Annotated in this window: 11 protein-coding genes; 5 read left to right on the top strand and 6 right to left on the bottom strand. The window is 63.2% G+C overall.

All coding sequences use genetic code 11. The features are described 5' to 3' along the window. Positions 1-72: 72 nt before the first annotated feature. The 5 genes from PCJ49_RS16655 to PCJ49_RS16675 all read right to left on the bottom strand — a co-directional run bounded on the left by PCJ49_RS16655 (position 73) and on the right by PCJ49_RS16675 (position 3,572). Entirely contained in the window at positions 73-540 is a 468-nt protein-coding gene (locus PCJ49_RS16655) for a hypothetical protein (RefSeq protein WP_269911917.1), read from the bottom strand. Between the two features lie 128 nt (positions 541-668). Further along, positions 669-1,046: a hypothetical protein gene (locus tag PCJ49_RS16660; RefSeq protein ID WP_269911918.1), complete on the bottom strand. Its 378-nt coding sequence runs from the start codon at positions 1,044-1,046 to the stop codon at positions 669-671. Next, positions 1,040-1,411: a MaoC/PaaZ C-terminal domain-containing protein gene (locus PCJ49_RS16665; protein WP_269911919.1), complete on the bottom strand. Its 372-nt coding sequence runs from the start codon at positions 1,409-1,411 to the stop codon at positions 1,040-1,042. Before PCJ49_RS16665 ends, PCJ49_RS16660 begins: the two co-directional genes overlap by 7 nt. Further along, positions 1,408-2,913 (bottom strand): long-chain fatty acid--CoA ligase, encoded by a 1,506-nt coding sequence (locus PCJ49_RS16670; RefSeq protein ID WP_269911920.1) that lies wholly within the window; start codon positions 2,911-2,913, stop codon positions 1,408-1,410. The genes PCJ49_RS16665 and PCJ49_RS16670 overlap by 4 nt, the downstream gene beginning before the upstream one ends. After that, positions 2,910-3,572: a TetR/AcrR family transcriptional regulator gene (locus PCJ49_RS16675; RefSeq protein ID WP_269911921.1), complete on the bottom strand. Its 663-nt coding sequence runs from the start codon at positions 3,570-3,572 to the stop codon at positions 2,910-2,912. Before PCJ49_RS16675 ends, PCJ49_RS16670 begins: the two co-directional genes overlap by 4 nt. Positions 3,573-3,801: 229 nt before the next feature. On the opposite strand from PCJ49_RS16675, the gene PCJ49_RS16680 reads away from it, so the two are divergent. From PCJ49_RS16680 to PCJ49_RS16690, 3 genes are all read left to right on the top strand, one after another. Then, positions 3,802-4,650, top strand: coding sequence for an alpha/beta hydrolase (locus tag PCJ49_RS16680; RefSeq protein ID WP_269911922.1), 849 nt, complete (start codon positions 3,802-3,804; stop codon positions 4,648-4,650). 13 nt (positions 4,651-4,663) lie between these two features. Further along, complete coding sequence (locus PCJ49_RS16685) at positions 4,664-6,880, top strand: TonB-dependent receptor (protein WP_269911923.1); 2,217 nt, start codon at positions 4,664-4,666, stop codon at positions 6,878-6,880. Between the two features lie 91 nt (positions 6,881-6,971). Then, positions 6,972-8,486 carry an MFS transporter gene (locus PCJ49_RS16690; RefSeq protein ID WP_269911924.1) on the top strand — a complete coding sequence of 505 codons (1,515 nt, stop codon included), beginning with the start codon at positions 6,972-6,974 and terminating at the stop codon, positions 8,484-8,486. A 65-nt stretch (positions 8,487-8,551) separates the two neighbouring features. On the opposite strand, the gene PCJ49_RS16695 is transcribed toward PCJ49_RS16690, so the two are convergent. Then, positions 8,552-9,229: a TetR/AcrR family transcriptional regulator gene (locus PCJ49_RS16695; RefSeq protein ID WP_269911925.1), complete on the bottom strand. Its 678-nt coding sequence runs from the start codon at positions 9,227-9,229 to the stop codon at positions 8,552-8,554. A gap of 116 nt (positions 9,230-9,345) precedes the next feature. On the opposite strand from PCJ49_RS16695, the gene PCJ49_RS16700 reads away from it, so the two are divergent. Beyond that, the gene (locus PCJ49_RS16700) at positions 9,346-10,434 is read left to right on the top strand and encodes an efflux RND transporter periplasmic adaptor subunit (protein ID WP_269911926.1); all 1,089 of its coding nucleotides are present in this window, start codon (positions 9,346-9,348) and stop codon (positions 10,432-10,434) included. Continuing rightward, positions 10,431-13,535, top strand: a complete 3,105-nt coding sequence (locus tag PCJ49_RS16705) for an efflux RND transporter permease subunit (protein ID WP_269911927.1) — start codon at positions 10,431-10,433, stop codon at positions 13,533-13,535. The genes PCJ49_RS16700 and PCJ49_RS16705 overlap by 4 nt, the downstream gene beginning before the upstream one ends. Positions 13,536-13,543 lie beyond the last annotated feature (8 nt).

Here is a 13,543-nt window from a genome sequence, read left to right on the forward strand (position 1 = left end):
TTTTCAATCTACATCCCCATATTTTTTACCTTAACTTACCGCTCTTATTTTGTATTTATAATCAGTAATTATTCAAACTTGTGGCGCCCCATACCCTGTTATATTGCCATTTTCGTCCCAGTCGATGTAAAGGCTACCCGGCGCAAGCGACCACAACGCGCTTCCCCCAAGAAATAGTTCAAAACTATTCAGAACCAATGACCCGGAAGCTGTCGCGGTTGGCGCCTGGTAGGTCGCGCTAAGCTCAATGTGGAACCCAGATACCGTAGGAGATTTATACGACCAGGTAGGAGAGCTTGGTGTAAATGTGTTTGAAATGGTGCCAATATTGTCGCTGCCACCGAGATTTGCTGCAAACTGAACTGTCGCTGATGTATCAAATTTTCCATCGGATCCAAGAGGAATATTCAATGAAAAATCTAAAGTAGCTGTAAATGGCGACACACCCTTACTGAAACTTTTTGACACCACAAAATTTCCAGAAATTGGAACCGCAACTGGATTCGTCATTTTCATCCCCATTGTTTGATCAAGCATCATCTGATGCGCGTCTAATAATTGAAAAACATCAAAGATATGTCAAATATATAAATCCAATACAATAATTGATCATGTTTTTACACAATATATAGAACTTAGGAACTTCACTTAATATTCGGGCGGAGCCGTTAAACTTTATCACCCCCCGTGCCGGCCACATCCTCCACATAAACCAGCGCCCGGCCCTGGGCGAGCGGCTGACCGTCCAGTTCACAGACCGTTTCCAGATCCACCAGATGCTTATCCGGGCGCAGGCGGGTGATGGTGACGCGGGCCAGCAATTCCCGCCCCAGCGGGATGGGGGCCAGGAATTGCGTCTGCTGTTTCAGGTAATTGGTGCCCGGCCCCGGCAGCTTCACCCCCAGCAGATAGGAGAACAAGGCCCCGACCAGCGGTTCGGCTGCTTCCCCCACCGGCATCGGGGCGCCGCCCAGCGCCACATAATCCGCCATGTCGGCGGTGGTGAATGTCCGCGTGATGCTGGCGCTGGCACCAAGCTTCAGCATATCCGCGCCCCCGCCATTTCGAACGTGCCGTCACAGGTGACCACGCCATCGGCGCGGCGGGTGACGCTGACCGCGATCTGCTGACCGGTCAGGGTGGCGCTGAACCGCATCGGCTCCCCTGCATAGGTGGGGGCGGGAAAGCGGATATCCTGGCCCAGCAGCACCGCCCCCGGCAGCAGCCGGCCTGCCAGCCCGCGCAGGATGGTGCAAAGCAACAGCCCATGCGCCACCGTGCGCCCGAAACGGGTGCGGGCGGAAAAGCCGGGATCGACATGGATCGGGTTGTCATCGCCCGACAGGCGGGCGAACAGGTCAAAATCGGCCTGGGTCAGGGTGCGGTCGATCACCAGGGTGGGGGCGGTCATGGCATCACCTGCTGCCGGTCCAGCTTATGTTTCTGCACCTTGCCAGCGGCGGTGCGCGGGAACTCCGGCACCATCAGGAACTGTCTGGGCACCTTGAAGGCGGCCAGCCGGTCGCGGCAGAACCGGGCCAGTTCCTCAGGATTCAGCGCCGGCCGGCCCGGCTTCAGCCGCACGAAGGCGCGCCCCACCTCCCCCCATTGCGGGTCGGGCACGCCGATCACGGCCGCTTCCAGCACCGCCTCATGCTGGGTCAGCACATTTTCCACCTCCGCCGGATAGACATTCTCCCCGCCGGAGATGAACATCTCCTTCAACCGGCCGACAATGTAGTAATAGCCATCCGCATCGCAGCGGGCGATATCGCCCGAGCGCAGCCAGCCATCCTCGGTAAAGGCGGCCTGATTGGCCGCTGGTTGGCGCCAATAGCCGGGGGTGACCCCCAACCCGCCAAACAGCAGTTCGCCCGCCTGCCCCGGTGGCACGTCGCGGCCCAGCGGATCGACGATGCGCACCCCCACCATGATCTGCGGCTTGCCGACGGAGCCGATCTTTTCCAGCGCATGGTCGGGATCGCCCAGAAAGGCGGTCGGCCCCGTCTCCGTCATGCCCATGCCGTTGCAGACGCGGGCCCCGCGCTCGGCATAGCGGCGCACCAGCACGTCGGGCAAGGGCGCGCCGCCGCATCCCCAATGGCGTACCCGCGACAAATCCACCTGATCAAAGCGGGGATGCTGGGAAAGCTGGAGATAGACGGCGGGCACGCCGAAGAAATGATCCAGCCGCCCTTCCGCCAACAGGCCAATCATCACATCGGCATCGAACCCCGGCAGCACCAGCACCTGCCCGCCCGCCATCAGCGTGGGCAGCGTGTGCAGGTTGATGCCGGCGGTATGGAACAAGGGCAGGAAATTCAGCGTGCGGTCCCGGCCCGACAGGCCGATGGGCTGGCTGATATTGACGTAATTCACGAACGCCATGGCATAGGTATAGATCACCGCCTTGGGCGTGCCCGTGGTGCCAGAGGTATAGAGCAGATACCAGATATCATCCGCCGGCCAGCCGCCCCGCCCCGGATGCGGGCTGGCCACATCGCGCCGTCCAGCGTAACCGGCATCCAGGTCAAGCGTGACCAGACCGGGCCGAAGCAGCTCCCGCACCGTCCCGGCATCTTCCACCCCATACAGCAGCAGGCAAGGCGCGCAATCGGCCAGCAGGGGGCGCAGTTCGGCGGCCGGCATCCGCCAGTTCAGCGGCACCAGGATGGCCCCCAGCTTGGCACAGGCGAACAGGATTTCAAAAAACTCGATCCGGTTGCGGCAGAGAATGGCCACCCGGTCGCCCATCCGCACCCCATCGGCCGCCAGCAGGCTGGCGGCACGGGCGGCGCGATCCTCCAACCCGCGATAGGTGACGCGCTGGCCGCCCACCAGTTCCTCCATCGCCAGATGGTCCGGCGACAGCAGGGCCCGCCTGGCGGTGATGTCGGCGATCTCCCGGCTCATGACATCCCCTCCTCCCGTTTCGGAGAAAGCCCAAAAGTGATCAATTCGGCCGCAGCGGCAGCAATTTCGGCGGCAGGCCGATCATCGCTCCACACCGCATAACGCAGGCCCAGAAACACGCTCATCCCGATCAGGGCCCAGGCGCGTTCCTCCTCATGGCCAGGGCTGATCTCCCCCTTGGCAGAGGCATGGACCAGATTGCGGCGATAGGCTTCGGCGAAGACCCGGTAATAATTGCGATAGGCATCCTCGGCGACGAACTGCGCCTCCATGACGATACGATATAAATCCTTGTGCCCGCGCACAAAATCGATAAAGGCCTCCAGGCCCAGCCGTTCCGCCGTCAGCCGGTCGCTGGTGCCGGTCACCCGTTCGGCAATATGCTGGCGGGTCAGCCGGCCCATATCATCCACCAGCGCCCGGAACACCTGCTCCTTGCTGTCGAAATAGGTGTAAAAGGTGCCCAGCGCCGCCCCGGCCCGCTGGGTGATGCCGCTGATCGAGGCCTCGTGATAGCCGCGCTCGCCAAATTCCGCCGCCGCCGCATCCAGCAGCTTGCGCAGGGTGCGCTTACCCCGTTCCGTGCGCGGTGCCTTGGAAATAGCGGTATCTGCCGCCGGCACATCGGCCAGTTCCACACTTGCCGCCTTCGCGGTCATCTTCATCCCTCCCTAGCGCCTTCGATCCGGCGAAAGGCGCATTCTACCGGCTTTGCCGGTCATCGGCACGGTCGGTATTTCTTCTGAAGTTGAATATTGACTCAGGTTTCGGTTTGGCGCAAGCATGGGGACGTTCAGCCGGCACTCGGGCCCCTACACTGGGGCCAAACCAAACAATCGACAAAGCCGGCGGACAGGGAAGCGGAACCAACCAGGGGGCGGACGGCCTATGCCGGAACTGCGTCTCAGCGATGGCGCCTTGATCGCCTATGAGGATGTGGGCAATGGTCGGCCCCTGCTGCTGATCCATGGCTGGGGCACGCGTGCCAGTTTCTTTGCCCCGCAACTGGATGGGCTGGCCGACGGGTTCCGCCTGATCGCCCCTGATCTGCGCGGCCATGGTCAATCGCGTGCCCCGGGGACCGGGGCCGATATCCCAAGGCTGGCCGCCGATATCAGTGAACTGGCCGCAGCGCTGGACCTGCGCTGCATTCTGGCCATCGGCTGGTCCATGGGGGCCATGGTGCTGTGGCAGGCGCTGCTGGAAGGGAATTTGCGCCAGCGCACCGCCGGGCTGGTCAGCATCGACATGGCGCCCAAGGTGCTGAACGGGCCGGATTGGGCCTGCGGGCTGCGCGGCAGCCACCCGGCCAAGGCCGGCAGCCAGGCGCTGGACCTGATGGTGAACGGTTGGGCCGCCGTGGCCCCGCGCATTGCCGCCCGCATCTTCGCCCAGGGGCACGAGGCGGAACGCGCCGTACTGCGCCGCTGGGCAGCCATGGAAATCGCCGGGGCCGATCCGGTGGCCATGGCCAGCCTCTGGGCCTCGCTCACCGCGCTTGATTTCCGCGACCGGCTGCCGGGCCTGGATTTGCCGGCGTTGGTCAGTTTCGGCCAGCTCTCCCGGCTTTATCCGGCGGAGACGGCCCCTTTCCTGGCCGGGCTGCTGCCCCGGTCCAGCCTGCTGGGGTTCCCCCGGTCAGGCCATGCGCCGCAGTTGGAGGAACCATCATCGTTCAACCAGGCCATCCGTGACTTCGCCGCCCGCCTGCCGACACACACCGATAATGATAAATGAGGGGAGAGAAACCATGAAAGCGTCAGCAAAACCCACTATCCGCCTGCTCTATGCCAGCACCGCCCTGTTCACCCTGCCGGTGCTGGGAACACCCGCCGCCCTGGCCCAGCAGCAGACCGCCGCCAGCGCGCCGATGATGGATGAGATCGTCGTCACCGCGCGCCGGCGGGAGGAATCTTTGCAAGATGTCCCCGTCTCCATCACCGCCTTAACGGCGGAAACGCTGGAGATGCAGGGCTCCCCCGATATTACCAGCCTGACCAAGATGACGCCGAACCTGACCATGCAGCCGGCGCGCGGGTCCAATTCCACCCTGATCGCCTTCATCCGCGGCGTGGGCCAGCAAGACCCGCTCTGGGGGTTCGAGCCGGGTGTGGGGCTTTACCTGGATGATGTCTATCTGGCCCGCCCGCAGGGTGCCGTGCTGGATATTTTCGATATTGAGCGGGTGGAGGTGCTGCGCGGGCCGCAGGGCACGCTTTATGGCCGCAATACCATCGGTGGAGCCGTGAAATATGTCACAAAGCGCATCAGCGACACGCCGGAAGGTAAGATCAAGGCGCAGATCGGTTCCTATGACCAGACCGACCTGATCCTCTCCGGCTCCACCCCCATCGGTGAAAAGGTGGGGGTCAGTGGGGCGGTGGCGATGTACCGCCGGGGCGGCTATGGCACCAACCTGACCACCGGCCAGGACCATTACGACAAGGATGTGAATGCCGGCCGGCTGGCGGTGGAGTTCAAGCCGACAGACACCCTGTTCATCCGCGTGGCCGCCGACAAGACAGTGGATGATTCCAACCCCCGCCATGGGTACCGGCTGGTCGCCACCCCCACCGTGCCCAAGCTCCTTTCCGTCTATGACACCCAGGCGGGGCTGACGGGCAAGAACAAGGTGAAAACAGAGGGCGTGTCGCTGACGGCGGAATATGAGGCGTCCGACACCATCACCTTGAAATCCATCACCGCCTACCGCGATGGGCGCAGCGACACGGTGATCGATTTCGACAATCTGCCGGCCAAGATTCTGGATATCCCCGCTTATTACAAGGATGACCAGTTGAGCCAGGAATTCCAGTTCCTCTATCAGGGTGAACGGTTCCAGGGCGTGGCGGGGCTTTATTACATGGATGGCCATGCCGAAGGGGCGTTCGACACCATTGTCGGGCTGGCCAACCTGACCACGCTGACATCCGGCAGCGTGGATACCAAGAGCTATGCCGCCTTCGCCGATTTCACCTATGACATTACCGATCAGTTCAAGATTTCGCTGGGTGGCCGCTATACGATCGACAAGAAGGAAGGCACCGTCTATCGCGCCAACTTCGCCGGGCTGACCAGCCCGTTCTTCGGCGGTACGGCACGCAACCCCACGCTGATCCGCAGCAATTACACCAATGAGCGCACCTTCAAGGAATTCACCCCGCGCGTCAGCCTGACCTATCAGCCGACGGATGATGTGACGCTCTACACCTCCTATGGCAAGGGCTTCAAATCCGGCGGCTTCGACATGCGCGGCGACGTGATCCTGACGCCGGACACGGTGAAGGGCTATGACCCGGAAATCGTCGATACCTATGAGGTTGGGTCCAAGCTGCGCTTCTGGGACAACCGCGCCCGGCTGAACCTGGCGGCCTTCTATTCCGATTATGATGGCCAGCAGGTCACCACCCAGGTGCCCGCCGGCACCACCATCGCCAGCTTTGTCGATAATGTCGGCTCCTCCAAGATCAAGGGCTGGGAGGCGGAAGGCCAGTTCCTGCTGACTGAGGCACTGATGGCCAGCTTCGCCGTCGGCTATATCGATGCGGAATTCAAGGAATTCCTGCGCTACGACCTGACGACCAAGCAATATGTGAATATTGCCAACACGGCCGTGTTCCAGAACACGCCGAAATGGACGACGAACTTCACGCTTTCCTACACCCATGACATGGGGGATGCCGGCACCGCCACCGTGACCGGCTCCGCCTCCCACCGCAGTCATTTCTCCCTGTTTGAATTCCCCAACCCGACGCTGGACCAGAAGGGCTATACGCTGCTGGATGCCAGCCTGGTCTGGACCACGGCGGATGAGCGCTGGCGGGTGGGGCTGCATGGGCTGAACCTGACCGACAAGCGCTATCGGGTGGGTGGCTATAATTTCCCCGGTGCCACCTTTGGCGACAGCATCATCGGCTTCTATGGCGCGCCGCGCACGGTAACGGCGACGGTGGAATATCGCTTCTGATGGACGGCTGGCGGGAGTGGCGCGCCACTTGCCGTTCCCGCCAGCCCCGCCTATTGCTTCTTCCGCCCGCGTCCCCAGAGGAACCAAGCCTATGCAAGCAGCCGTATCCCAGGGCCAGCGCCCCTATTATCGCTATTACGTGCTGCTAATTCTGATCCTGGTCTATATCTTCAATTTCATCGACCGGCAGATTCTGGGCATCCTTGCCTCCCCCATCAAAAAGGAACTGGGGCTCAGTGATCAGCAATTGGGGTTGATGGGCGGCATGGCCTTTGCCTTGTTCTACACCGCCCTTGGCATTCCCATCGCCCTGGTGGCAGACCGCAAAAGCCGCACCTGGATCATGACCGGGGCCTTGACCATCTGGAGCGGTTTCACCGCCTTATGCGGCTTTGCCACCGGCTTCTGGCAATTGTTCCTCTGCCGGCTGGGCGTGGGCGTGGGGGAGGCGGGCGGCGTGGCCCCGGCCTATTCCCTGATTTCCGACTATTTCCCGCCGCAGGAACGGGCGCGCGCGCTGGCCGCCTACAGCTTCGGCATCCCCATTGGCATGGCGGCAGGCGTGCTGTTCGGCGGGGTGATCGCCCACCAGATCGGCTGGCGCTGGGCCTTCATCATCTGCGGGCTGGCGGGGTTGCTGCTGGCCCCCTTGTTCAAGTTGACAGTGCGGGAACCGGTGCGCGGCGGGTTTGATGCCAAACCGACCCAACCGATCAGGGCCGATCATTCATCAGAGCGGGAGCCAGCCCGCACCCGGACGGGCCGCTGGTTTGGCATTTCCCTGGCCAGTGCAGCGGGGGCGCTGCTGGGCGGGCTGATCGCCTACCTGACCGACTGGCCCTGGGCCATCATCATCAGTGGGCTGGCGGGTCTGCTGCTGGCATTGCTGTTCAGGCTGGTGACGCGCGCGCCGGAGCGCGGTGGGGTTGAAGGCGGCGGCGCAGTCAATGTAACCACCCCCGGCCTGGGCGATGCGCTCACCCTGCTGTTCCAGAAACCCTCCTTCTGGCTGCTGGCGCTGGGGGCTTCCTGCTCCTCCATCCTGGGCTATGGGCTGGCCTTCTGGCTGCCCTCCTTCTTTGAGCGCAGCCATGGGCTGGCTTTGGTGGACCGTTCCATCTTCTATGCCGGCATCCTGTTCTTTGGCGGCATGGTCGGGGTCTGGCTGGGCGGGTCGCTGGGCGATCGGTTCGGGGCCAATGACAAGGGCAATTATGCCCGCGTGCCGGCAGTGGCCTTTCTGGTGTCGCTGCCCTTCTTCATCGGCGGCATCATGTCGCCGTCGCTGCCGCTGGTATTCTTCCTGTTCGTGGTACCGCAGGCCCTGTCGCTGATGTGGCTGGGGCCGACCCTGTCGGCCGTGCAGCATCTGGTGCCGGCCACCATGCGGACCACGGCGTCGGCCATCTTCCTGTTCGTCAATAACCTGATCGGGATTGGCTTCGGCACCTGGTTCCTGGGCGTACTGTCCGACTATCTGGTGCCGCGCTATGGGGCGAACAGCCTGCGCTATTCCATCCTCTATGGCATGGTATTTTATCTGCTGGCGTCAGGCCTGTTCTTCCTGGCCGCCCGCCGGCTGAACCAGGACTGGCACCGGGAGTAATATCAGCGGCGGGTGCCGCCGCGCCCTTGGCTGCGCAGCATAAGCCGCGCGGCGTCAGTCACAGATTACCATCGGTCAAGAATACGGCCGTCTCCCGCCTCTCCCGCCGGGGCCAGCTGAATGATAAGGCAGAACATGTCCACGGCCCGCTCAATATAGGCCGACAGTTCCGCCGGTTCCGGCGGGGACCGAACGCCGGAAACAACGCGATTATAAAGATCGCCATGCACCAATATGCAAAACGCCTTGGCCGTGGGCAGCGGTTCCGGCACCCGGGCACAGCCGGCCTGATCCAGCCCATACAGATATTCTGCCAGCCGCGCATGTAACCGGTCCGGCCCGCTGGAGAAGAAAATCTGCGGCAGGCGCGGGAACTTGATCCCCTCCGACATCACCATGCGCCACAGGGCCTGGGCATCGGGCGTCAGCAGCACGCGCATGAAGGCATGGCCGACGGCCAACAGCACGGCCCGCGCGCCGCGCGCGGACAGGTCGGGGGATGACAGCTCCGCCATGATGCAGGCGCAGCGGTCAGCGATCATGGCTTCGAACAGCCCTTCCTTGCTGCCGAACAGCTGGTACAATGTGCTGAGCGAACCACCGGAACGGCGCACAATCGCGGCCAGACTGGCCCGTTCATAGCCAACTTCGAAGATGACGGCGGCCGCAGCATCCAGCATCGCCTGCCGCCGGGCGGTCATCTTCGCCGACTGTTCCACCTCCGCCACACCAGTTTCCTTCATCTGTTATGTGATAAGCGTCACTTGAAGAACTGTAATGTACGTTACATTATCTTCTGCCACGCTGTCGCGCGGTTTCTCCTGCCCTTTGCGCTGTACCCCTTCCGAAGGAATAGATCATGGTTTGGCCGCTCACCCGGTCCGCATTGCTGCTTGTGCCTCTGCTGGTCCTGTCGGGATGCGGCGCCAAGGAGGAGGCCAAGGCCCCCGTCCGGGCGGTGCGGGTGGCGGAAGTTGCCCTCAGCAAGGCCGACTCCGTCATGCGCTATACCGGTACCGTGGTGGCGCGCACCGAAACGGTGGCCGCCTTTCGCGTGGGGGGACGCATCACCCAGCGGCTGGTGGATGTGGGTAACCGGGTGGAAGCGGGGCAGAAGCTGGCCCTGCTGGACCCGGCCGATCTGAAACTATCCCTGCATCAGGCCGAAGCACGGCTGGCCCAGGCGGAGGCCAGTGCCACGCAGGCCGCCGCCGATCTGCGCCGCTATACGCCGCTGCTGAAATCGGGCCATGTCTCCCAGGCGCAGTTCGATCAGGTGAAAGCCGCCTCCCAGGCGGCCGATGCCCAGCTGGCGCAGGCTAAATCCGGGCTGTCGCTGGCCCGCAATGAACTCTCCTATGCCGATCTGACCCTGACCCAGGCCGGCACGGTGACGGCGCTGGATGCCGATGTCGGCCAGGTGGTGGCCGCCGGACAGGCCGTGATGCGCATCGCCACCGATCTGGGCCGCGAAGTGGCCATCGATGTGGCGGAAAGCCAGGTGACGCGGCTGAAGGTGGGCACATCGGCCAACCTTTCGCTGTGGGCTGACCGTGAATTGACCTTGACCGGCACGGTGCGGGAGATCACCCCCATCGCCGATACCGCCAGCCGCACCTTCCGCGTGCGGGTGGCCCTGCCGGAGGATCAGGCCGACAAGGTGCGGCTGGGCATGACCGCCACCGTGCTGTTCGACCGCGAACAGACACAGGAGGTGGTGGTGCTGCCCGCCACCGCCCTGTACCAGCAGGGGGAAAAACCCGCCGTCTGGGTGATGAATGACAAGAAGGACCGCGTGGTCCTGCGCCCCATCACCATCGCGCGCTACCGGCCCGACGCCATCGTCGTGGCGGACGGTCTGCGCCCCGGTGAGCTGGTGGTGACGGCCGGTGTCCACCGGCTGGACGCCAACCTGCCCGTCCGCGTCTGGGACGGGGGCCTGCCGTGAGCCGATTGAACCTTTCCGCCTGGGCCATCCGGCATCAGGCGCTGGTGCTGTTCTCCATCATCCTGTCGCTGGTGCTGGGGGTCTATGCCTATTTCCATCTGGGCCGGGCGGAAGATCCGCAATTCACCATCCGCACCATGGTGGTAACGGCGCAATGGCCCGGTTCCACCGCCAAGGAGATGCAGGAACAGGTCACCGACCGCATCGAACAGGCGCTGCAGCAGATCCCCAATTTCTACCATACCAAGACCTATGCCCGCCCCGGCGAGACGGTGATCTTCGTCAATCTGATGGATTATACCCGGTCCAATGTGGTGCCGGATATCTGGTATCAGGTGCGCAAGAAGGTGGGCGACATTGCCGACAAGCTGCCCGCCGGGGTGATCGGCCCGCAATTCAATGATGAGTTCGGCGACACGTTCGGCAATGTCTATGCCTTCACCGGCGAGGGCTTCAGCGATACCGAGATGCATCAGGTGCTGCTGGCCGCGCGCCAGCGCCTGCTGCGCATTCCCTCTGTGGGCAAGGTGGATTTGCTGGGCCTGCTGGATGAGCGCATCTATGTGGAGTTCGACAGCGGCCGGCTGGCCCAATATGGCGTGACGGTACAGCAGATCGGCCAGGCCCTGGCTGCCCAGAATGCGGTGAATGCCAGCGGCATTGTGGAGACGGGGCAGGAACGGGTGCGGGTGCGCATCACCGGTGCCCTGTCCACCGAAGATCAGGTCCGCGCCGTCCCCATCCAGGCCAATGGACGGCTGCTGCGGCTGGGCGATATCGCCACGGTGCGCCGTGGCCTGCAAGACCCGCCGGAAACCCTGATGCGCCATAATGGGGAGCGGGTGACCGGGCTTGCCGTGTCCATGGCGGCCGGTGGCGATATCCTGAAGCTGGGGGAGGCGCTGGATACCGAAATGGCCGCCATCCAGTCCACCCTGCCGCTGGGTGTCGAGATTGAGAAGATCGCCGACCAACCGACCGTGGTGAAGGACAGCATCAACGAATTCATCCATGCCCTGGCCGAGGCACTGGGCATTGTGCTGGTCGTCACCTTCATCAGCCTGGGCGTGCGCACCGGTGTGGTGGTGGCCTTGTCGGTGCCGCTGGTGCTGGCGGTGACTTTCGCCATCATGCTGGCGGCGGGGATCGACCTGCATAAAATTTCCATCGGGGCGCTGATCATCGCGCTCGGCCTGCTGGTGGATGATGCCATCATTGCTGTGGAAATGATGATGGTGAAGCTGGAACAGGGCTGGGACCGGGCGCGCGCCGCCGCCTTTGCCTGGACCAGCACGGCCTTTCCCATGCTGACCGGCACGGTGGTGACGGCAGCGGGTTTCGTGCCGGTGGGCTTTGCCCATTCAGCAGCCGGTGAATATACCGGCGCCATTTTCTGGGTGGTCGCCACCGCCCTGCTGGTTTCCTGGTTCGTGGCGGTGATCTTCACCCCCTATCTGGGCTTCAAGATGCTGCCCACCCCGCATGATGGGCAACAGGGGCACGACCCGGAAAACAGCCATGATGCAGCCTATGACAAGCCGATCTATCGCCGGCTGCGCCGCAGCCTGATCTGGACGGTGAACCATCGCTGGATCGTCATCATCCTGACGATGGGGGCCTTCGGCCTCTCGGTCTTCGGTTTTGGCTTTGTGCAGCAGCAATTCTTCCCCAGTTCGGCCCGGCTGGAGCTGGTGGTGGATATGGAATTGCCCGAAGGCACCGCCATCGCCGCCACCACCGCCAAGGTGAAGGAGATGGAAGCCTTCTTCGCCAAGGAAAAGGCCATCACACGGCAGAGTGCCTTCATCGGCAGCGGGTCGCCCCGCTTCTACATGCCGCTGAACCAGGAACTGAAGCGGCCGAATTTCGCCCAGTTCATCTTGATGACCACCTCGCTGGCGGATACGACCCGGCTGGCCAAGACGTTGCAGCCGGCCCTGGAAAACCAGTTCCCCGAATTCCGCATCCGCGTGGCGCGGCTGGAAAATGGCCCGCCCGTGGGCTATCCGGTGCAGTTCCGCGTGCTGGGGCGCAACGCCGATGTGATCCGCCAGATCGCCGGCGAGGTGCGGGAGATCATGCGGGCCAACCCGCACACCACCGACGTGAATTTCGACTGGAACGAAAAGATCAAGTCGGTGCGGCTGGTGGTGGATCAGGAACGCGCCCGCGCCCTGGGCATCAGCAGCCAGGAACTGGCCCAGGCAATGCAGACGGTGCTGACCGGCTATACCGCCACCCAGTATCGGGAAGGGATCGAGCTGATCAATGTGGTGCTGCGCGCCAATGAGGATGAACGCCGGGCCGTCGACCGGCTGGGGGAAATCCGCCTGCGTGGTGCCAATGGCGTGACCCTGCCGCTGGGCCAGATCGCCCGCATCGAATATGGGCAGGAGGAAGGTATCCTCTGGACCCGTTCGCGCGATCTGGCGATGACGGTGCGCGCCGACATCGTTGGCAATGTGCAGGCACCGACCGTCACGGGGCAGGTTGAAAAGGCTTTGACGGATCTGAAATCCCGCCTGCCCACCGGCTATCGTATCGAGCTGGGCGGCGCGGTGGAGGAGAGCGCCAAGGGCCAGAAATCCATCATGGCCGTGATGCCGGCCATGGTGATGATCATGCTGGTGGCGTTGATGGTGCAATTGCAGAGCTTCCAGCGCGTGGTGCTGGTGTTCCTGACCGCCCCGCTGGGGTTGATCGGGGTGACCATCGCCCTGTTGGCCTTCAACCAGCCCTTCGGCTTTGTGGCCCAGTTGGGCGTGATCGCGCTGGCCGGCATGATCATGCGCAATTCCGTCATCCTGGTCGATCAGATCGAACAGGATATCGCCGCCGGTCACGGGCGCTTTGATGCGGTGGTGGATGCCACGGTCCGCCGCGCCCGCCCGATCATGCTGACGGCGGCGGCGGCGGTACTGGCCATGATCCCGCTGTCGCGCTCCACCTTCTGGGGGCCGATGGCGATTGCCATCATGGGCGGGCTGCTGGTGGCCACATTGCTGACCATCTACAGCCTGCCGGCCATGTATGCCGCCTGGTTCCGCGTGCGCGCGGATGAGAAGGGGCCGACAGCGCCGGGCGGCTTCGGGGCAGAGTAAAGGAAAAA

Source organism: Niveispirillum sp. BGYR6 (assembly GCF_027568365.1).
In the GTDB taxonomy this organism is placed as follows: Bacteria; Pseudomonadota; Alphaproteobacteria; order Azospirillales; family Azospirillaceae; genus Niveispirillum.